Here is a 20,046-nt window from a genome sequence, read left to right as displayed (position 1 = left end):
GGAAAACGATTAAAGTTCAAAGGCTTATTTACTGAAAGTTTGATCTGTTTAACACTTTTTATTCGTCTAATCGTTTACTTAAAAAACGGTATTTGATTTTTTATGTTAAGTGATGTCTGGGGTTATTGATCAACCTTATAGTAGTAGCGCCGAACCCCATTTTATAATGTCAAAAAAGAATTTATTTTGATTGGTTGCAACACCGTCAGTATTTTTTTGTGTGCCGTCTTCATTCTTTGAATTATCCACCATGCCGTTTTTATATTGCCCTTTCACGACATCTAAGTCATCACGTGCTTGGGTGCGTAAAATTAGGCAGTTTTTATTTTCCAACGGTTCAACATTAGCTATTTCCGTCCGAAATTTTTTAAATTGATACGTGGCGTAATTCATCGATTTTTCATCGTTCTGAATGATTTTGACATAATCTTCACCAATAATTTTTTCCAATGGATAGAAAAAAATATATTGGGAGTGAATATAACTGTCCTCTTTAGCGAAATGCTGTTGCTGAATACGGGTGAGATTGGGATAAATGCATTGTTCCGCCTGTTTGCTGGCTATCGCCCATTGTTTCGCATTTTTATCCGACAGTTGATAATCCGCCCCCGCAAATTCGGCCGGAATAGGGGATTGTGAAGCGTTGAAAAAGCTGCAAGCACTGAGTAATAGTATGCTGCCGAGTGTAAAAATAAATTTCATATTTGATCTCGAGAGATTGCTTTAATGTGGACTAAATTTTAGCAATAAGCACAGAATAGATAAAGGCTGAAATAAATTTTCATTTTCCCGAACCGAAAAACTTCCGTTATAATGACCGCACTTTTCATTAATTAAAAAGGAATATTCATGCAAAATCCAAAAGATGATGTGCTTTATGCACCCGTTGAATGGGTCGATCACAGTGAGGGCTATACGGACATTCGTTATCATAAGTCCACCGATGGTATTGCAAAAATCACCATTAACCGCCCTGAAGTGCGTAATGCCTTCCGTCCGCAAACCGTAAAAGAAATGATTCATGCCTTTTCTGATGCCCGTTTTGATGAAAAAATCGGGGTAATTGTTCTGACCGGCGAAGGTGAAAAAGCATTTTGTTCCGGCGGAGATCAGAAAATTCGTGGGGATTACGGCGGCTACAAAGATGAAAGCGGCGTACATCATCTAAATGTATTGGATTTCCAACGGGATATTCGTACTTGTCCAAAACCGGTGGTGGCAATGGTGGCTGGTTATGCCATTGGCGGCGGCCATGTATTACATATGTTATGTGATTTAACCATTGCCGCGGATAATGCTATTTTTGGTCAAACGGGGCCGAAAGTAGGATCCTTTGACGGTGGTTGGGGGGCAAGCTATATGGCGCGTTTAGTCGGTCAGAAAAAAGCCCGTGAAATTTGGTTCTTATGTCGTCAGTATAATGCGCAAGAAGCCTTGGATATGGGCTTAGTGAATACCGTAGTACCTTATGCCGATCTTGAAAAAGAAACCGTGCGTTGGTGCCGTGAGATGTTGCGTAACAGCCCGATTGCTTTACGTTGTTTAAAAGCCGCATTAAATGCGGATTGCGACGGTCAATCCGGTTTACAAGAGCTCGCAGGCAATGCCACTATGTTGTTCTATATGACGGAAGAAGGTCAAGAAGGTCGCAATGCGTTTAATGAAAAACGTGCGCCGGACTTCAGTAAATTCAGACGTAATCCTTAATTATTCAGTCAAAAGTGCGGTTTATTTCAACCGCACTTTTTGTAAGCAAAATTTATGACAATTCGACACTATAATCTTTATCGTTATTCTATTCCTGTTGATAGCCAACTCATTTTGCGGGGGCGCTTTCTAAAACGTCGTGAAGGCTTGCTCGTGCGTATCCAATGTCAGCATAATGAAGGTTGGGGAGAAATTGCGCCGTTGCCGGGATTTAGTGAAGAATCCTTAGAAATGGCGGAAAGCCAAGCGATACAATGGCTTGTCGATTGGGATGTGGCACGTAGTCGTGATGAAAAATTATCTCTTGATGGGCTTTATCCGTCCGTAGCCTTTGGCTTGAGCTGTGCACTGGCAGAACTCAAGGGTAAACTCAATGCAGAGGGAAATTATCACACTGCTCCTTTGTGTTATGGCGATCCCGATGAGCTTTATGGAAAATTATCCCATCTTTCCGGTGAGAAAGTGGCAAAAATCAAAGTGGGGATGTATGAAGCTAACCGAGACGGGTTGATCGCGGATATGTTTTTAGAAGCCATTCCCGACTTACAACTGCGTCTTGATGCAAACTGTCGTTGGTCGCTTGAAAAAGCGTTGTTGTTTGCGGCAAAAATAAAACCGGCGCATCGTGCCCGCATTCAATTTTTGGAAGAGCCTTGTCATACGCAGGAACTAAGCCTTGAGTTTGCGGCTCAATCTGGAATTGCTATTGCTTGGGACGAATCGTTACGAGCTCCTGATTTTCAGCTTAAAAAAGCGCCTCAGCTGATGGCAATTGTGATTAAGCCGACATTAATCGGTTCCCTTGAGCGCTGTATTGAATTAATCAAAAAAGCTCATACGTTGGGATTAAAAGCAGTGATTAGTTCAAGTATTGAAAGTAGCTTTGGCTTAACCCAACTGGCACGAATGGCACAACAATATACACCGAATGTGACACCGGGTTTAGATACGTTGGATTTAATGGCTTATCAAGTGCTTCGTCCATGGAAAGAATCGACATTACCGCTTATTGATTTGGATTCCGAATTGATCACAAGGATTATCTGATTCGACCACCGTTTATTGAAAAATCCGTATAATGCACAACCTTAAAAGGAAGAGAAAATGTCGCAAAAATCCCGAATTTTGTTACTAAATGGCCCGAACTTAAATATGTTAGGCGTGCGTGAGCCTAAACATTACGGTAGTTTATCCCTTACGGTCATTGAAGAAAATTTGAAAGCATTAGCTAACCGGCACAATATTGAACTGGATTGTTTCCAAGCAAATAGCGAGGAAAAATTGATTGAGAAAATCCACCAAAGTTTCCAAACGATAGATTTTATTTTAATTAATCCTGCCGCTTATACGCATACGAGCGTAGCTTTGCGAGACGCGTTATTGGCGGTATCCATTCCTTTTGTGGAAATTCATTTGTCTAACGTACACAAACGTGAGCCGTTTCGTCATCATTCTTATTTTAGTGATGTTGCGGAAGGTGTGATTTGCGGGTTTGGCGCAAAGGGGTATGAATTTGCCTTTTTATTTGCCTTGGATTTTTTGGCGAAAAAGTAATGAAAATAAGCATTTTAGGCGAAATTCATAGAATTTTATCGCAATTTAGCTAAATTTAATGTAATCTTTGCCTGTTTAAAGACAAGTTTATAACTGATCGCAATTTTGTGTACTTAATTTGGATAGATAAAAGTGCGGTCAAAAATTTTATTCTTTTAGGAAGAACATAATGGACATTCGTAAAATTAAAAAACTGATCGAATTAGTGGAAGAATCAGGTATCACTGAATTAGAAGTTCAAGAAGAAGAGGGGACGGTTCGTATTAGTCGTGCCGCTCCTGCCGTTGTACCGGCGGCGGTACAATATTCCGCACCTGTTGCGGCACCGGCAGTTGTACCGGCTCAGGTCAATGCACCTGCGCCAACTGCTGCTCAGGCAGTGTCTGAAGAAGTGGTTGGTCACCAAGTTCGTTCCCCGATGGTTGGCACATTCTACCGTAGCCCAAGCCCGGAAGCGAAAGCATTTGTTGATGTAGGACAGTCGGTTAAAGTCGGTGATACGCTTTGTATCGTTGAGGCAATGAAAATGATGAACCGTATTGAAGCGGACAAAGCCGGCGTAGTAAAAGCAATCCTCGTCAATGATGGCGAGCCGGTTGAATTTGATCAACCATTGATCGTTATCGAATAATCCTATCAATTATCCAAAATGGCGGGCTTGCCCGCCATTTTTTAACAAGTGGAATTTCTTATGTTAGAAAAAGTTGTGATTGCCAACCGTGGTGAAATTGCGTTACGCATTTTACGCGCGTGTAAGGAATTAGGCATTAAAACCGTTGCGGTTCACTCCACAGCAGATCGTGATTTAAAACATGTATTATTGGCAGATGAAACTGTTTGCATCGGGCCCGCACCTTCGGCAAAAAGCTATCTAAATATTCCTGCGATTATTGCAGCAGCCGAAGTAACGGGGGCAGATGCCATTCATCCGGGATATGGTTTTTTATCTGAAAATGCGGATTTTGCCGAGCAAGTAGAGCGTTCCGGTTTTACCTTTATTGGGCCGACAGCAGATGTTATTCGTTTAATGGGTGATAAAGTCTCTGCGATTAAAGCAATGAAAAAAGCCGGGGTGCCTTGTGTGCCGGGGTCTGATGGCCCTGTAGGAAACGACATAGCCAAAAATAAAGAAATTGCAAAACGTATCGGTTATCCAATTATTATTAAAGCCTCCGGTGGCGGTGGCGGTCGCGGTATGCGTGTTGTCCGTAGCGAAGAAGCATTAGAAGAATCCATTGCGATGACAAAAGCGGAAGCAAAAGCGGCGTTTAATAATGATATGGTTTATATGGAAAAATACTTAGAAAATCCACGTCATGTGGAAATTCAAGTACTGGCGGATACTCACGGCAATGCGGTGTATTTGGCGGAGCGTGACTGTTCTATGCAACGCCGCCATCAAAAAGTGGTGGAAGAAGCGCCGGCACCGGGAATTACCGAAGAATTACGCCGTGATATCGGTTCTCGTTGTGCCAATGCTTGTGTGGAAATTGGTTATCGTGGTGCGGGTACCTTTGAGTTCTTATATGAAAATGGTGAGTTTTATTTCATCGAAATGAATACCCGTATCCAAGTAGAGCACCCTGTTACCGAAATGATTACCGGCATTGATTTGGTGAAAGAGCAGTTACGCATTGCCACAGGGCTACCACTTTCCTTTAAACAAGAAGATGTGAAAGTGAAGGGGCATGCGATTGAGTGCCGTATCAATGCGGAAGATCCAAAATCCTTCTTGCCTTCACCGGGCAAAGTTGCTCACTTACATTCACCGGGTGGGTTTGGTGTACGTTGGGATTCTCACGTGTATGGTGGTTATACTGTGCCTCCGCATTATGATTCCATGATTGCAAAATTGATTACTTATGGCGATACACGTGAAGTGGCAATTCGTCGTATGCAAAATGCCTTAGCGGAAACTATTATTGATGGCATCAAAACAAATATCCCATTGCATGAAATGATTTTAGAAGATGAAAATTTTCAAAAGGGAGGAACAAATATTCACTACCTTGAGAAAAAACTAGGATTACATGATTAACAAAAAAGCTCACATCGGTGAGCTTTTTTTATTACCAACTAAAAATCTTTCTAAAGATGAAGTTTTATTTCCGATGTACGCGATTTCTTAGCGGTACTCGGGAATTATTTGAGCGGGATTTTAAAGGAAACGGCTTAGGTAAACTTAATAAAGAATTCTGATCATATTGGCTTACCGGAATTGAATGCCCGATATATTCCTCAATAGCAGGCAGATTCATTGCATATTCTTCACAGGCAAAACTAATTGAAACACCGCTTTCACCGGCGCGACCGGTACGCCCGATACGATGTACGTAATCTTCACGATCATCCGGTAAATCATAGTTAAATACATGGGTAACATCTGCAATGTGTAAACCTCGAGCCGCCACATCGGTTGCGACAAGAATATCTAGCACACCGTCAGTGAATTGTTTTAATAGTGTCAAACGTTTTTTCTGTGCGACATCGCCGGTGAGTAATCCCACACGATGTCCGTCAGCCGCTAAATAACGCCAAATTTCTTCACAACGATGTTTCGTATTCGCAAATACAATACAGCGCTCAGGCCATTCTTCTTCTATTAATGTTAGCAATAATGCCATTTTGTCTTGGTTAGAAGGGTAAAATAATTCTTCCTTAATACGATGACCGGTTTTTTGTTCGGGTTCAATTTCGATGTACTCCGGATCATTCATATCTTCAAAGGCAAGTTCACGTACTTTGTAAGATAGGGTTGCCGAGAAGAGCATTGTTAAACGCTTTTGTGGGGAAGGACATTTACGCAATAAATAACGAATATCGCGAATGAAACCTAAATCAAACATTCGATCCGCTTCATCCAATACCACAACTTGGATCTGTTCCAAACGAATCGTACCTTGTTTTACATAATCAATAATACGCCCCGTGGTGCCGATTAAAATATCTACTCCGCGCTCAATGGATTGTAGTTGTTTGTTATAACCGTCCCCACCATAGGCAAGCGCGGTTTTTAATCCGCTTGCATTTGCCAAAAACTCCGCATCGTTGCTAATTTGAACTGCAAGTTCACGGGTTGGAGCAAGGATCAAGGCGCGTGGTTGGTTATAGTCCGTCTTATCTTTTTGATAAGCCAGTAAATGATGAAAAGTTGTAGTTAAAAACGCGATGGTTTTACCGGTACCAGTTTGCGCTTGTCCTGCAATATCTTTACCTTGCAAGCTTATAGGCAATGAAAGTGCCTGAATAGGTGTACAATACTCAAAGCCTTTGATCTGTAAGGCTTTTAAAACAATCGGGTGTAAAGGAAAATCAGTAAATCGCTGTTGGCTTAAATAATCTTGTTGCATGGAAATTATAGTTTCTTAAAAATGCACTGAGGATAGCACAGATGGGAAAATTACTCAAAAATGACCGCACTTTACATTAACATAGAATAGGAAAATGATTTTATCCCTTGTTATTATTTCTTTCCCATTTGCATTTGATATAACTGCAAGTCGGATGAAGTGCTAACTGCTTTTCCGTGATAAAGGTAAGTAATGCTTGATAAAGTTTATCGGCGATACCTTGCCCGCGGAGTTGGTTTGATACAAAGGTGTGATTCGCATTAATTGTATTTTCCGTTTCGTAAAAATACGTGAGTTCGGCGATTTTCTCCCCTTGTTCATTTAAAATAAAAAATTCACCTTGTTGGTGATCTTCCTGATGTTGAATTCTCATTTTATATTCCATTCATCGCTTAAATTAGGATCCATAGCAAAATCGGCGGTATCGCTTGGAATGGCTTTTTCTTCAGCGGCCCATTCGCCAAGATCGATAAGTTGGCAACGTTTGCTACAGAAAGGTCGAAACAGACTTTCTGTCGTCCAGGGAACGGCTTTTTGGCAAATCGGGCAGGGGACTTCAATAATTTCTTCAGACATGTGTCATTTTCGCTTGTTGTAAATAAAATTGGTGCAATTCTAGCACTTTTTGCTTTAAGTGCGGTAAGTTTTCAGCCAGATCTTTATCATTGTTAATGATATCCGTTGCCCATTTTAAGCGTTCTGCCCGACTGACTTGTGCATTCATAATTTGTCGGATTTGTTCAAGGTTATTTTTATCGCGTTTTGCCGCCCGCATCAGTTGGGTTTGTGGGCTGACATCAATAACAAGCACACGATGACAAAGCTCGGTAAGGTTATTTTCAATAAGCAGCGGTACAACAAAAAGCGTATAGGGAGCGGTTTGTGCGGAAAGTTGTTTTAGCATGGATTCCCGAATAGCCGGGTGTAATAAACCGTTGAGCCAATTTTTTTCCGATTCCTTAGCAAAGATAATCTTGCGTAGTGCAGGGCGATTGAGTTCGCCATTTTCTAATAAAATAGATGTACCGAAATGTTCGGTAATTTGTTCAAGCAAAGGTGTGCCTTTTGCAACTACTTCACGTGCAACAATATCAGCATCTACTATGGGTACGCCAAGCTCGGCAAATAAATTGGCAATTGTGCTTTTGCCGCTGCCAATACCGCCGGTCAATCCTACGATATAAGTCATTGCGATTCCTTATGAGTAATAATTGAATAACCATACTACAAAACTTGAGAGACAGAGAAAAGGCGCAAAAGGCAAAAAAGCCTTTCTTTTTTGGGAAAGTAGGGCAAATAAAATACCGGATAAACAGGCGAGCAATAAAAAGACGGGTAATTGTTTTAACGGTAAGTAACTACCGATTCCAAGTGCGAGCCAATAATCACCTTGTCCAAACGCTTCTTTTTTATAGTGCCACTTTGCTAACCAATAAATACTATAAAAAACGAAGAAAAAAATAACCGCACTTTGTAGGCTTTCTTCCAATATTAAAAAAGAAAAGGATTGAGAAGCACCAATGAAGCCTAAAGCAGTTAATATGAGACAAGATGTTGTTGATATCAGTTGATATTGCCAGTCGAGATAAGCGATTGTCCACAGTAAGAGGAGTGTACAGGCTAACCATAAACTAAAAAAAGCATTTTCTGTGGTGAAGAGCAGCACGCTAAATAGCGATCCAACGGTAAAAAAATAGCGAAAAAAATGACCGCACTTTTTTTCTTGAATAGCGGCAAAATGCGGTTGAAATATGGGGGGATTTTGTGGGAACAGCGCTGTGTAAGTGCTATAAATATCGGTTTGTAAGCGTTCAATAAAAGTGGAGATATAAAGCCATAAAGTGATACCGAAGATTCCACCGAGTAAAAAGCCAGCAAGATAGATCATTACACCACCGATCCCATATTAAAAATCGGTAAATACATTCCCATCATAATGATGCCTATGAGGCTTCCAATAATCACCATCATCATTGGTTCTAACATTTGAGAAAGGAGGTCAATTTGATGATTGAGTTTTTCCTGATAGTTTTCTGCAATATGTTGTAACATCAAAGCCAGTTTTCCACTTTTTTCTCCGATTTGCAGCATTTGTTGTGCCTCCATAGGAAATAGGTGGCTACTTATGCTATCTGAAAAGGCATAACCTTGTGAAACCCAATGTAAAATTGACCTAACTTCAGTATCAAGAATTTGATCACTCAAGATGGCTTTTTTAGTTTGCCAAGTTTGTATGCGTGGTAGAAAACTATGTAAAGCCTGATTAAGTGGCACACCGGCTTGTAACATAATGTATAGACTTTGGCTGAAATTTACTAAACGGGAGAGCTGCTGAATATTGCCAAAAATCGGCATCACAGCAATGATTTGAGCTTTTTTCCGTTGAAAGTGTGAGGAATGCTTTAATTTTAATTGATAAAACAGGATGAATATCAGCGTAAAAAATAGCAAGATGCCGATATCTTCTTTAAGCAGATTTGAGGTGGAAAGTAACAGCGAAGTGAGTGCGGGTAACTCAGTATTATTACCTTGATACATTTCGGCAAATTGCGGCACGATAAAAAGTAAAAGTGCAAGTGTTAGCAATAAAGAGATTCCCAATACCATAGCGGGATACAGCATAATTTTTTGTAATCTGCGTTGTAGTGTTAGGGATTGATGGCGATGTGATGCAATTTTGCTGCAAACAGTTGCCAGTTTTCCCGTCATTTCGCCAACCTGAATTAATTGAATTTCTTGTTGGGTAAGATACTTGCCTTGTTGCTCAATACTTTGGGAAAAAGATAATCCGGCTTCAATAGATTTTAACAGCTGTTCCAGCCAGGCATTTAAAGCAAGTTGGGTACAATTTTGTTGCAAAATTTGTAAACTGTGTTTAAGCGGAATCGCAGATTGTAGAAGCGTGGTAAGTTGATTCAATAATGCACTAATTTCTGTTTTTTTCGGTTTACTGTTGAGTTGCCAGTTTTTTTGTAATTTGACATTGGTGAGCCCTCGGTTCATCAATCGAAATTGCGCTTGTTGCATTGAGTCGGCAATGATTGAGCCTCTTTGCATTTGCTTTAGGGCATTATGTGCCCGGTAGTAAAAAAGTTTTTTTGCCATTTTATTCGCCTCCCAAAACACGATAAATTTCCGCCTCATCGGTGATGCCTTGTTTTACTTTTTCTAACCCGCTTTGACGGAGATTGGCAAAATCGGTTTGATAGTTGTTTTGTTGACGATGTAAGAATTGATAAACGCCAATTCTGCCGCGATAACCTTGATGGCAATCGCAAGAATCAATGGAAAATTGACCGCACTTTTGGCAGCGTTTTCGCACAAGCCGTTGGGCTATCACCAGTAATAAACTACTTTCTATTTCGTGTTGTTGAATCCCAAGTTGTTGTAAGCGTGATATAGCAGAAATGGCATCATTTGTATGTAAGGTTGAAAGCACTAAATGTCCGGTTTGCGCCGCCCGTAGTGCCATTGTCGCACTTTCTTCATCTCGGATTTCACCGAGCATAATAATGTCGGGATCTTGTCGTAAAAATGAACGTAATAAGCGGCTAAAATCCAGTCCGATTTGCGGATTAATTTGGCTTTGGATAATCCCCGTTAATTCAATTTCGATGGGATCCTCTGCGGTCATAATGTGTTTATCGGGTGTATTTAACCACTGAAGTGCGGTATAAAGGGAGATACTTTTTCCGCTACCGGTTGGGCCGGTAACCAGAATTAAACCTTGAGGTTGACGGAGTGCCTGCTGAAAAGTGTGTTGTTGTGATTCCGTCATGCCCAGTTCTGCAAAACTCAATTCCACCGGTTTATTTTGTTGTGCGCGAAGTACGACTTTTTCGCCCCAATGGGTAGGCAGTGTAGAAAGGCGAAAATCAAGAATATCGGAGAACGTTGTTTTAAATTGAAAACGCCCGTCTTGTGGTAATCGGGTTTCGCTGATATCAAGTTTAGCAAGCAGTTTTAATCGGGAAATTAACCGATTGGCTAAATTTTTACTAATCGGTGCTTGGGGTTGTAAAACCCCGTCAATTCTAAACCGCACTTGAAAACAATCCTGTAAAGTTTCTAAGTGAATATCGGAAGCGTTTTTTTGTAGTGCTGCCTCAAAAATACGATTGAGTAATTGGATAATAGGTTCGTCATCGTTTTTTTCCTGATGTTCTTGCTCTTGAGGGTGGTAGAAATTTATTTGCTCTTCTACTTGTACGGATTGCGGCGAAAGTTGTTGCAGAAGATCTTTGAGTTGTGTGCTGTCAAGCAAAACCGGTTCAACCAATTTTCCGGTAACAAAAGCAATAGTTTCGCAAGCTGAGAGATTGGAGAGAGAATCGACACCGAGCCATAGACGATTTTCCTCTTCTTTTAAAGGCAGGGAAAAATAGTGCAAAAATAGAGCCTGTTGCTGTTTATTGCGTTCCCATAGCTCTGATGAGATCGAAAAGATCTCACCGTTTTGTGCCGTTATACGATGTTCAAGTAATGCCGGTGTCATTTTGAACAGAATCCTGCCGGAAATAAGGACGTATCGCCGATACAGGTGGTTGACCAAGTCACACCTTTCGATTTATCGCCGTTTGCGGTGAGGGTATATTCTATTCCATCTAATGTGCCGTTACCTGTAACAGTTATTACGCCTGCACTCGTGTTTACACTTTTTATGTAGCCTTTTGCGGTGGTAATGTTGGCGGCAACACCATTTGAGCCGCCACTACAATTTGAGGTGTTGCCGGTGCCGTAAACACAGAGTTCGACATCTGATTTAAATGGGGCAGAGGCTTGTAGCAATTCGGACATTGCCGCCTTTTTGGTATAATTTTGATAAGACGGAATGGCGATAGTGGCAAGAATTGCAATGATTGCAATCACGATCATTAATTCAATGAGCGTAAATCCTTTTTTCAGTCCGGGTTGAGAGATGAGTTTCATTGATTTTCCTTTATAAATGCGGGTTAAGCCGATATTGGCGAGAGCATTGTCTAGAAGGAAAAAAACTTTGTAAAATTGACCGCACTTTTTCTGCGATCATACTCGCAAAAATAGGAGAAAATAATGAAAAAACTGAAATGTATTGAACAAGGTTGGTTGACTGATTGCCGACGAATTCTTTCGCCCCATTTTGATGAACGTTTGGATAAGGAAGATATTTCTTTGTTGGTGATTCATTATATTAGCCTACCACCGGAACAATTTGGTGGTGGGTATATTGATGATTTTTTTCAGGGTAAGTTAGATCCTAAACTTCATCCTTATTTTGAGGAAATTCATTCAATGCGTGTATCGGCCCATTGTTTGATCGATCGTTGTGGCATTATTACACAATATGTGAATTTTAATGATCGTGCCTGGCATGCTGGGATCTCCAGCTTTGAGGGACGTGAAAGATGTAATGATTTTTCCATTGGTATTGAGCTTGAAGGGAGTAATGAGCAACCTTTTACCGATGCTCAATACGACGCGCTACAACAACTTACCAAGTGTATTATGGCGGCTTATCCAAACATCACGCAAAACCGTATTGTGGGACATTCGGATATATCTCCAGGGCGTAAGATCGATCCGGGTCAATACTTTGATTGGGAACGTTATTTGAACGGGATCGACGGTCAGCCTAAAAAATAGACAGCAATATTTATTCTGTTATTCACATTACAGCTGCTTGATAGAATTTAATCTAACTATTTGAATTATAAAGAATTAAATTAACTGTAAAATCTCGCCTAGCGGATTGGGAAAAGTTATACCGCCTTTTGAATTTTCTCAATCACAATTTTATCCACAGAAATATTGGATAATCTTCAGGAGAAGCTGAAATTTCAGCTGACAATTGCTTACTTGGGAATAATGAATAGTTTTCAACCGTACTTTGATGAAATAAAGTGCGGATCCTTTTTAAAAAAGGATCTTGGCAAAAAATTTTATTAAAGTGAGAGGATCCAACGAGAATAAAAGCCTCTTGTAATTTTTCACACAGATTTATTGTGGATTATGATTGAGTTAATCACAATGTTATCCACAATCTGAAAATGGTTTGAGAAATGACCGCACTTTTGCCGCTTTGGTTGATAAAAACACGGATTTATGGAACAATTCACAGATTATTTTTATAAAAATTTAAGGTAAAACGATAGTGATCGATTTTGATGGCTACCGTCCAAATGTGGGAATTGTGATTTGCAATCGAAAAGGACAGGTGCTTTGGGCTAAACGCTATGGGCAGAATTCTTGGCAGTTCCCACAAGGCGGCATTAATGATAATGAGAGTGCCGAGCAAGCGATGTATCGCGAATTATATGAAGAAGTGGGATTACAGCCGAAAGATGTACGTATCTTATCTGTTTCGAAACATTGGCTGCGTTATAAATTACCAAAGCGTTTGTTGCGTTATGACAGTAAGCCGATGTGTATCGGGCAAAAACAGCGTTGGTTTTTATTACAGCTGATTTCTGATGAAAAAAATATCAATATGCAAACGACTAAATCCCCTGAATTTGATGGCTGGCGTTGGGTAAGTTTTTGGTATCCCGTACGCCAAGTCGTATCATTTAAGAAAGAAGTGTATCGTCGGGCGATGAAAGAATTTGCTACTTTTTTATTTTCTAATGAGAAAGAGAAATCGGTAGATCAATCGGAACGAGAACAAAAATTCACACCTTCGCGTAAATCCCATTATTCAAAATATTCTAAACGTCCGTTTAATAAAAGAGGTTAGGCTATGCTGGCTTTTATTGTAATTTGCCTGTTAGTTGGCGCCCTTGTCGGGTTTCTTGCCGGCTTATTCGGTATTGGCGGCGGTTTGGTGATCGTGCCTGTATTGGTTTATTTGTTGCCAATGATGGGGGTACCTGAACCGTTGCTGATGTCAACCGCACTTGGCACTTCTTTTGCTACTATTGTGATTACAGGATTTTCTTCGGCACAACGTCATCATAAATTGGGCAATATTGTGTGGGAGGCTGTAAAAATTCTCGCTCCCGTGATTATGATTACAGTCTTTATTTCCGGTTTATTCATTGGCAAATTAGATCGCGATATTGTGGCAAAGTTATTTGCTTGCCTTGTGGTTTATTTAGCCGTAAAAATGGTAATTTCTATCAAACCGAAAGCAACGGAATCGACAAAAACACTGACGACAAAATCCTCCATTATCGGCGGTATTTTAATCGGTATGGCATCCAGTGCGGCAGGTATTGGCGGTGGCGGTTTTATCGTGCCGTTTTTAAATTCACGCGGAATCGATATGAAAAAAGCGATCGGTTCCTCCGCTTTTTGCGGTATGTTACTTGGTCTATCCGGTATGTTGAGTTTTATGGTGAGCGGTTGGGATAATCCTGCTATGCCCGATTATTCTTTGGGTTATATTTATTTGCCCGCAGTATTCGGTATTACCGCTACCTCGTTTTTCACCTCGAAATTAGGCGCAACGGCAACCGCGAAATTACCGGTGTCAATGTTGAAAAAGGGCTTTGCATTATTATTAATTGCCATCGCCATTGATATGTTTCTGAAATAAGGAAAATTATGAATCAATATCTACTCCTTCCCCATTTTGATCCGAGCATTTTTACCTTTGGTGATAGCAATATCGGCTTGCGTTGGTACGGTTTAATGTATTTGCTTGGTTTTGTTTTTGCCCGTTGGCTTGCCGTGAGACGTGCTAACCAACCCAATAGCGGTTGGACGGTTGAACAAGTGGATACCTTACTTTTCAACGGTTTTATGGGGGTATTTTTAGGAGGGCGTATTGGTGATGTGTTCTTCTATAACTTGGATCATTTCTTACGGGATCCGCTTTACTTATTCCGAGTATGGGAAGGAGGAATGTCGTTCCATGGCGGGTTAATCGGGGTAATTGTTGCGATGATTTGGACTTCCCGTTCGCAAAAGCGTCAGTTTTGGGTAACGGCAGATTTTATGGCACCGTTGATCCCATTCGGTTTGGGTTTAGGGCGTATTGGCAATTTTATTAACCTTGAACTTTGGGGACGTGAAACCGATGTACCTTGGGCGATGATTTTCCCGAATGACCCGCTTTTATTGCCACGCCATCCTTCACAGCTTTATGAAGCCTTTTTAGAAGGCTTGGTGTTATTTACTATCCTTAACTTTTTCATTAAAAAACCACGTCCGGCAGGATCGGTTTCCGGTCTATTTTTAATCGGTTATGGTGTATTTCGTTTTGTTGTGGAATATGTGCGTGAACCGGAGGTTGAATCATTCCTAGGGGTGATGACCCGCGGTCAAGCATTATGTTTACCAATGATTATTGGCGGCGGTTTGATTATGTTATGGGCTTATACCCGCAAAAGTGCGGTGAAAAATTAAGGAGTTTTTATGAAACAATATCTTGATCTTTGCCGTCGAATTATTGATGAAGGAGAATGGATCGCCAATAAACGCACGGGCAAACGTTGTCTAACGGTGATTAATGCCGATTTGGAATATGATGTTGCGAATAACCAATTTCCGCTTATCACGACTCGCAAAAGTTATTGGAAAGCCGCGATTGCGGAATTTTTAGGCTACATTCGGGGCTATGATAATGCGGCGGACTTCCGCAAACTCGGCACCAAAACGTGGGATGCAAATGCTAATGACAATGTGGCTTGGTTGGCAAATCCTCATCGTAAAGGCACTGATGATATGGGGCGTGTTTACGGTGTTCAGGGCAGATCATGGCGAAAACCGAACGGCGAAACCGTCGATCAGTTACGTAAAATTGTGAATAATCTTACTCAAGGCATTGATGATCGTGGTGAAATTATGACGTTTTTCAACCCGGGGGAGATTGATCTTGGCTGCTTGCGCCCTTGTATGCACACCCATACCTTTTCCCTGGTAGGCGATACTTTACATCTCACCAGTTATCAACGTTCTTGCGATGTGCCGTTAGGATTAAATTTCAATCAAATTCAAGTTTTTACTTTTTTAGCGTTAATGGCTCAAATTACCGGAAAGAAAGCGGGCAAAGCCTTCCATAAAATTATTAATGCACACATTTATGAAGATCAATTGGAATTAATGCGTGATGTGCAATTAAAACGTGAACCGTTTCCGTTACCGAAACTGGAGATAAATCCGGATATCAAAACCCTAGAAGATTTGGAAACTTGGGTAACGATGGATGATTTCAAGGTGATTGGCTATCAATCTCACGAGCCGATTAAGTATCCTTTCTCTGTATAAGGCGGAAAAGTGCGGTCGGATTTTGATGAAAAATTTATGCGTCTTGCTCTAGACTTGGCGGATAAGGCCGAATCTTTAGGGGAAATTCCGGTGGGAGCTGTGTTGGTGGATAGCGAGGGGAATGTACTCGGGGAAGGTTGGAATCTTTCGATTACTGAAAATGATCCGACCGCCCATGCAGAAATTGTGGCATTACGCCATGCGGCAAAAAAGGTACAAAACTACCGTTTGCTTGATACTACCCTTTATGTGACACTTGAACCCTGCACGATGTGCGCCGGTGCAATTTTACACAGCCGAATTCGGCGTTTGGTATTTGGTGCGTCTGACTATAAAACCGGGGCGGTTGGTTCCCGTTTCCATTTCTTTGATGATTATCAAATGAATCATACCGTAGAAATTACCGGCGGAATATTAGCGGAAGAATGTGGTGAGAAATTAAGTGCATTTTTTCGTAAAAGGCGGGCTGAGAAGCGGTCAGAAAAGGTAAATGCAAGATTGTAGGTTACACTTTTCCCTCCCATAAACATTTTTTAATACTTATTTAAGCGGTTTTGGAATTACCCTGTTAATCTATAACTTTCTTCCATTAACCGACATAACTCATCATCAGGGACGTTGTTATCCAGTATAACGGTAATCCAATGCTCCTTGTTCATGTGATAAGCGGGGAAAATATTTTTATTTTGTCGTAAGGCTCCGACTAATTCGGGAATACACTTAAAATTGGCAATTTCTACATTTCCTTCCTCGTTTAAACCCAGTTTCATTTTAGGTACGTTTGCAATGAGGGCATACCATTTTGCTCTCAGATTATTATGGCGAAGAACGGCATAACTTGGGAATTTTTTCCATAAATATTCAGGTGATGTACCATATTGTTCGGCAGCGTAGGTCAGCAACATCTCACGCTGATTCATTACTTTCCTCCTTTAATTGGAATTTACTTAGCGAATCACTAAATGTCTCTATAAAAAACCATGAAAAATTGACCGCACTTTAAACTTGCCAATTAATTTCTTTGATCCCGTTTTCCCTCAGGTAAGCATTGGTTTGGGAAAAATGGCGGCAACCTAAAAAACCTCGATGTGCTGAAAGGGGAGACGGGTGAGGCGCACTAAGAACCAGATGACGAGAGCGATCAATCATTCTACCTTTTTTCTGCGCATGGCTACCCCAGAGCAAAAAAACTAAATTTTTACGATAGTGATTAAGTGCCTCAATAACGCGATCGGTAAAGGTTTCCCAATTTAAATTGGCATGTGAATGGGCAAGTCCCCGCTCAACGGTTAATACGGTATTGAGCAATAACACCCCTTGTTCCGACCATTTCACTAAATAACCGTGGGAGGGCATTTGAAAACCGGCAATATCTTGGCTTAATTCTTTATAGATATTCACGAGGGACGGAGGGATTGCCACCTCCGGTTTAACTGAAAAAGCAAGCCCGTGTGCTTGATTTGGACCATGGTACGGATCTTGACCTAAAATGACCACTTTAACATCTTCAAATGCGGTGTATTTAAACGCGTTGAACACTTCATCTTGCGGAGGATAAACGGTTTTCCCACTTTGTCTAGCAAGGTGAACTTGTTTTAATGTGTGCTGGAAATAAGGTTGCTCTTTTTCTTTGCCGATCACATCTGTCCATGTTTTCATTATTGAATCCTCTTTAAATTGAGTTGTCGCATTATAAACTAAGTTATAACCTATGGAACGAGATAATTTGTTGATGAACTGTTAATTTAAGTCTTGTAACTCGATTAGGCTACAAGAAAATTTTTTGATCTCACGAAAAATTTGCAAAAAGCTGCTTATTCTTAATCAAAAGAATTTGATGTATTAAAATTTTTTGATAAAATTTGCACAGTTTTATGATTATACCCATACCAACTTAGGAGTCTATTATGATTAAAGGTATTCAAATTACCCAAGCAGCAAATGACAATTTACTCAACTCATTCTGGTTGTTAGATAGTGAGACGAATGAGGCTCGTTGCCTATGCGCAAAAGGGGATTTCAAGGAAGATCAAGTTGTTGCAGTAAGCGAACTTGGTCAAATCGAATACCGTGAATTATCGGTAAACGTTGCGCCAACCGTAAAAGTGGAAGGCGGTCAACACTTAAATGTGAACGTGTTACGTCGCGAAACATTAGAAGATGCGGTAAACAATCCGGATAAATATCCACAATTAACAATCCGTGTTTCCGGTTACGCAGTGCGTTTCAATTCTTTAACTCCGGAACAGCAACGTGATGTTATTACCCGTACTTTCACTGAAAGTCTGTAATTGAAAGATTAAATAGAAACCCCGATTTTGTCGGGGTTTTGTTTTTCTAAAACTCAGAAAAAATCCACCGCACTTTCCTTTCTTCCCTAGCGGTTTTGGTGCTTTTCAGGTACAATCCGCCAGTTAAATTTGATGATTTTTTGAGAAAACCAAAACTTTTATGAAGAATATTCGTAACTTTTCTATTATTGCCCATATTGACCATGGTAAATCAACCCTTTCCGACCGTTTGATTCAAACCTGTGGAGGTCTTTCAGATCGTGAAATGGAAGCACAAGTGTTGGATTCAATGGATCTTGAACGTGAACGCGGTATCACCATTAAAGCTCAAAGCGTAACTTTAAATTACCAAGCCAAAGATGGGGAAACCTATCAATTAAACTTTATTGATACACCGGGACACGTGGATTTTTCCTATGAGGTTTCCCGTTCTCTTGCCGCTTGTGAAGGCGCATTGTTAGTGGTGGACGCCGGGCAAGGGGTAGAAGCACAAACTCTAGCGAACTGCTATACCGCCATTGAAATGAATCTGGAGGTTGTGCCGATTTTAAATAAAATTGATCTACCGGCAGCAGATCCTGAACGGGTTGCCGAAGAAATTGAAGATATTGTGGGTATTGACGCGATGGAAGCGGTGCGTTGTTCTGCAAAAACCGGACAGGGTATTGAAGATGTATTAGAAGAAATTGTGGCGAAAATCCCTGCTCCTGAGGGCGAACCGAATGCGCCGTTACAAGCCCTGATTATTGATTCTTGGTTTGATAACTATCTTGGCGTGGTTTCGTTAGTACGGATAAAAAATGGCGTATTACGAAAAGGCGATAAAATTAAAGTGATGTCCACAGGTCAGGCTTATAATGTGGATCGTCTTGGTATTTTCACACCAAAGCAAGTGGACACAACGGTATTAAATTGTGGCGAAGTCGGTTGGGTCGTTTGTGCGATCAAAGATATTTTAGGTGCACCGGTGGGGGATACATTAACTCATCAACATAACCCGGCAAGTAGTGTTTTACCCGGCTTTAAAAAAGTAAAACCTCAAGTTTACGCCGGTTTATTCCCTGTCAGTTCGGATGATTATGAGGCGTTTCGTGATGCGCTGGGTAAACTAAGTCTCAATGATGCCTCATTATTCTATGAACCGGAAAATTCAACCGCACTTGGCTTTGGTTTCCGTTGCGGCTTCTTGGGACTTCTTCATATGGAGATCATCCAAGAACGCTTAGAACGGGAGTATGATCTTGATTTAATCACCACGGCACCAACGGTAATTTATGAAGTTGAAATGACTAGTGGTGAAGTGGTGTATGTGGATAGTCCGGCTAAATTACCGCCGCTTAATAATATTTCCGAAATTCGTGAGCCGATTGCAGAATGTAATATGCTCGTGCCGCAAGAATACTTAGGAAACGTTATTACATTATGTGTGGAAAAACGTGGTGTACAAACCAATATGGTCTATCACGGGAATCAAATTGCATTGACTTATGAAATTCCAATGGGCGAAGTGGTGCTGGATTTCTTCGATCGTCTAAAATCAACCTCTCGCGGTTATGCCTCATTGGATTATGGTTTTAAACGTTTCCAAGCGGCGGATATGGTGCGTGTCGATATTATGATCAATGGTGAGCGTGTGGATGCGTTAGCGTTAATTGTACACAAAGATAATTCCCAATATCGTGGTCGTGAATTAGTGGAAAAAATGCGCGAGCTGATCCCTCGCCAACAATTTGATATTGCTATTCAAGCCGCTATCGGTAATCACATTATTGCACGTTCAACGGTGAAACAATTACGCAAAAACGTGTTAGCGAAATGTTATGGTGGTGATGTTAGCCGTAAGAAAAAACTTTTACAGAAACAAAAAGAAGGTAAAAAACGAATGAAATCCTTAGGTAATGTAGAAGTACCGCAAGAGGCGTTTTTAGCAATTTTACACGTAGGTAAGGATAAATAAG

24 protein-coding genes are annotated in these 20,046 nt (G+C 40.8%); 13 read left to right on the top strand and 11 right to left on the bottom strand.

The genetic code is table 11. From position 1 onward, the window contains the following. Nucleotides 1-135 precede the first annotated feature (135 nt). Entirely contained in the window at nucleotides 136-702 is a 567-nt protein-coding gene (locus tag PNEUHYL_RS03395; RefSeq protein ID WP_059365862.1) for a DUF5358 domain-containing protein, read from the bottom strand. A 147-nt stretch (nucleotides 703-849) separates the two neighbouring features. On the opposite strand from PNEUHYL_RS03395, the gene menB reads away from it, so the two are divergent. The 5 genes from menB to accC all read left to right on the top strand — a co-directional run bounded on the left by menB (nucleotide 850) and on the right by accC (nucleotide 5,299). Next, a complete protein-coding gene (menB, locus tag PNEUHYL_RS03390) occupies nucleotides 850-1,707 on the top strand; it encodes a 1,4-dihydroxy-2-naphthoyl-CoA synthase (RefSeq protein ID WP_059365861.1) in 858 nt (285 codons plus the stop codon). A gap of 54 nt (nucleotides 1,708-1,761) precedes the next feature. Beyond that, nucleotides 1,762-2,754, top strand: coding sequence for an o-succinylbenzoate synthase (gene menC, locus PNEUHYL_RS03385; RefSeq protein WP_059365860.1), 993 nt, complete (start codon nucleotides 1,762-1,764; stop codon nucleotides 2,752-2,754). 57 nt (nucleotides 2,755-2,811) lie between these two features. Then, nucleotides 2,812-3,261, top strand: coding sequence for a type II 3-dehydroquinate dehydratase (aroQ, locus tag PNEUHYL_RS03380; RefSeq protein WP_059365859.1), 450 nt, complete (start codon nucleotides 2,812-2,814; stop codon nucleotides 3,259-3,261). A 169-nt stretch (nucleotides 3,262-3,430) separates the two neighbouring features. Beyond that, nucleotides 3,431-3,892 (top strand): acetyl-CoA carboxylase biotin carboxyl carrier protein, encoded by a 462-nt coding sequence (accB, locus tag PNEUHYL_RS03375; protein ID WP_059365858.1) that lies wholly within the window; start codon nucleotides 3,431-3,433, stop codon nucleotides 3,890-3,892. Nucleotides 3,893-3,952: 60 nt separating this feature from the next. Continuing rightward, nucleotides 3,953-5,299 carry an acetyl-CoA carboxylase biotin carboxylase subunit gene (accC, locus tag PNEUHYL_RS03370; RefSeq protein WP_059365857.1) on the top strand — a complete coding sequence of 449 codons (1,347 nt, stop codon included), beginning with the start codon at nucleotides 3,953-3,955 and terminating at the stop codon, nucleotides 5,297-5,299. Between the two features lie 64 nt (nucleotides 5,300-5,363). Here accC and rhlB read toward each other — a convergent pair whose 3' ends face one another. From rhlB to PNEUHYL_RS03330, 8 genes are all read right to left on the bottom strand, one after another. Beyond that, complete coding sequence (gene rhlB / locus PNEUHYL_RS03365) at nucleotides 5,364-6,611, bottom strand: ATP-dependent RNA helicase RhlB (protein WP_059365856.1); 1,248 nt, start codon at nucleotides 6,609-6,611, stop codon at nucleotides 5,364-5,366. A 100-nt stretch (nucleotides 6,612-6,711) separates the two neighbouring features. Further along, complete coding sequence (locus tag PNEUHYL_RS03360) at nucleotides 6,712-6,984, bottom strand: GNAT family N-acetyltransferase (RefSeq protein WP_059365855.1); 273 nt, start codon at nucleotides 6,982-6,984, stop codon at nucleotides 6,712-6,714. Beyond that, nucleotides 6,981-7,187, bottom strand: coding sequence for a DNA gyrase inhibitor YacG (yacG, locus tag PNEUHYL_RS03355; RefSeq protein ID WP_059365854.1), 207 nt, complete (start codon nucleotides 7,185-7,187; stop codon nucleotides 6,981-6,983). Before yacG ends, PNEUHYL_RS03360 begins: the two co-directional genes overlap by 4 nt. Continuing rightward, nucleotides 7,180-7,800, bottom strand: coding sequence for a dephospho-CoA kinase (gene coaE / locus PNEUHYL_RS03350; protein ID WP_059365853.1), 621 nt, complete (start codon nucleotides 7,798-7,800; stop codon nucleotides 7,180-7,182). The genes yacG and coaE overlap by 8 nt, the downstream gene beginning before the upstream one ends. A gap of 9 nt (nucleotides 7,801-7,809) precedes the next feature. Beyond that, nucleotides 7,810-8,499, bottom strand: a complete 690-nt coding sequence (locus PNEUHYL_RS03345; protein WP_059365852.1) for a prepilin peptidase — start codon at nucleotides 8,497-8,499, stop codon at nucleotides 7,810-7,812. Continuing rightward, on the bottom strand, nucleotides 8,499-9,716 hold the full coding sequence (locus tag PNEUHYL_RS03340; RefSeq protein WP_059365851.1) for a type II secretion system F family protein: 1,218 nt from the start codon (nucleotides 9,714-9,716) through the stop codon (nucleotides 8,499-8,501). The genes PNEUHYL_RS03345 and PNEUHYL_RS03340 overlap by 1 nt, the downstream gene beginning before the upstream one ends. 1 nt (nucleotide 9,717) lies before the next feature. After that, nucleotides 9,718-11,106: a GspE/PulE family protein gene (locus tag PNEUHYL_RS03335; RefSeq protein WP_059365850.1), complete on the bottom strand. Its 1,389-nt coding sequence runs from the start codon at nucleotides 11,104-11,106 to the stop codon at nucleotides 9,718-9,720. Beyond that, the gene (locus PNEUHYL_RS03330) at nucleotides 11,103-11,540 is read right to left on the bottom strand and encodes a prepilin-type N-terminal cleavage/methylation domain-containing protein (protein WP_059365849.1); all 438 of its coding nucleotides are present in this window, start codon (nucleotides 11,538-11,540) and stop codon (nucleotides 11,103-11,105) included. The genes PNEUHYL_RS03335 and PNEUHYL_RS03330 overlap by 4 nt, the downstream gene beginning before the upstream one ends. A gap of 123 nt (nucleotides 11,541-11,663) precedes the next feature. Here PNEUHYL_RS03330 and ampD point away from each other — a divergent pair, with 123 nt between their 5' ends. The 6 genes from ampD to tadA all read left to right on the top strand — a co-directional run bounded on the left by ampD (nucleotide 11,664) and on the right by tadA (nucleotide 16,301). Next, on the top strand, nucleotides 11,664-12,233 hold the full coding sequence (ampD, locus tag PNEUHYL_RS03325; RefSeq protein WP_059365848.1) for a 1,6-anhydro-N-acetylmuramyl-L-alanine amidase AmpD: 570 nt from the start codon (nucleotides 11,664-11,666) through the stop codon (nucleotides 12,231-12,233). Nucleotides 12,234-12,741: 508 nt separating this feature from the next. Next, entirely contained in the window at nucleotides 12,742-13,323 is a 582-nt protein-coding gene (gene rppH / locus PNEUHYL_RS03320) for an RNA pyrophosphohydrolase (protein WP_059365847.1), read from the top strand. Nucleotides 13,324-13,326: 3 nt separating this feature from the next. Continuing rightward, complete coding sequence (locus PNEUHYL_RS03315; RefSeq protein ID WP_059365846.1) at nucleotides 13,327-14,124, top strand: sulfite exporter TauE/SafE family protein; 798 nt, start codon at nucleotides 13,327-13,329, stop codon at nucleotides 14,122-14,124. A gap of 8 nt (nucleotides 14,125-14,132) precedes the next feature. Continuing rightward, the gene (gene lgt / locus PNEUHYL_RS03310; protein WP_259370290.1) at nucleotides 14,133-14,936 is read left to right on the top strand and encodes a prolipoprotein diacylglyceryl transferase; all 804 of its coding nucleotides are present in this window, start codon (nucleotides 14,133-14,135) and stop codon (nucleotides 14,934-14,936) included. Between the two features lie 9 nt (nucleotides 14,937-14,945). Next, nucleotides 14,946-15,797, top strand: a complete 852-nt coding sequence (locus tag PNEUHYL_RS03305; RefSeq protein WP_059365844.1) for a thymidylate synthase — start codon at nucleotides 14,946-14,948, stop codon at nucleotides 15,795-15,797. Between the two features lie 9 nt (nucleotides 15,798-15,806). Then, nucleotides 15,807-16,301 carry a tRNA adenosine(34) deaminase TadA gene (tadA, locus tag PNEUHYL_RS03300; protein WP_256892853.1) on the top strand — a complete coding sequence of 165 codons (495 nt, stop codon included), beginning with the start codon at nucleotides 15,807-15,809 and terminating at the stop codon, nucleotides 16,299-16,301. 56 nt (nucleotides 16,302-16,357) lie between these two features. Here tadA and PNEUHYL_RS03295 read toward each other — a convergent pair whose 3' ends face one another. After that, complete coding sequence (locus tag PNEUHYL_RS03295; RefSeq protein ID WP_059365843.1) at nucleotides 16,358-16,717, bottom strand: MmcQ/YjbR family DNA-binding protein; 360 nt, start codon at nucleotides 16,715-16,717, stop codon at nucleotides 16,358-16,360. A 79-nt stretch (nucleotides 16,718-16,796) separates the two neighbouring features. Beyond that, on the bottom strand, nucleotides 16,797-17,456 hold the full coding sequence (ung, locus tag PNEUHYL_RS03290) for a uracil-DNA glycosylase (RefSeq protein ID WP_059365842.1): 660 nt from the start codon (nucleotides 17,454-17,456) through the stop codon (nucleotides 16,797-16,799). Nucleotides 17,457-17,704: 248 nt separating this feature from the next. Between ung and grcA the strand changes: the two genes are divergently transcribed. Together grcA and lepA are read left to right on the top strand one after the other, a co-directional pair. After that, the gene (gene grcA, locus PNEUHYL_RS03285) at nucleotides 17,705-18,088 is read left to right on the top strand and encodes an autonomous glycyl radical cofactor GrcA (RefSeq protein WP_059365841.1); all 384 of its coding nucleotides are present in this window, start codon (nucleotides 17,705-17,707) and stop codon (nucleotides 18,086-18,088) included. Nucleotides 18,089-18,248: 160 nt separating this feature from the next. After that, nucleotides 18,249-20,045, top strand: coding sequence for a translation elongation factor 4 (lepA, locus tag PNEUHYL_RS03280; protein WP_059365840.1), 1,797 nt, complete (start codon nucleotides 18,249-18,251; stop codon nucleotides 20,043-20,045). Nucleotide 20,046 lies beyond the last annotated feature (1 nt).

The organism is Rodentibacter caecimuris, assembly GCF_001019715.1.
Lineage (GTDB): Bacteria > Pseudomonadota > Gammaproteobacteria > Enterobacterales > Pasteurellaceae > Rodentibacter > Rodentibacter caecimuris.
Note: the sequence above shows the minus strand (reverse complement) of the source record. Positions and strands in the feature narration are given on the sequence as shown.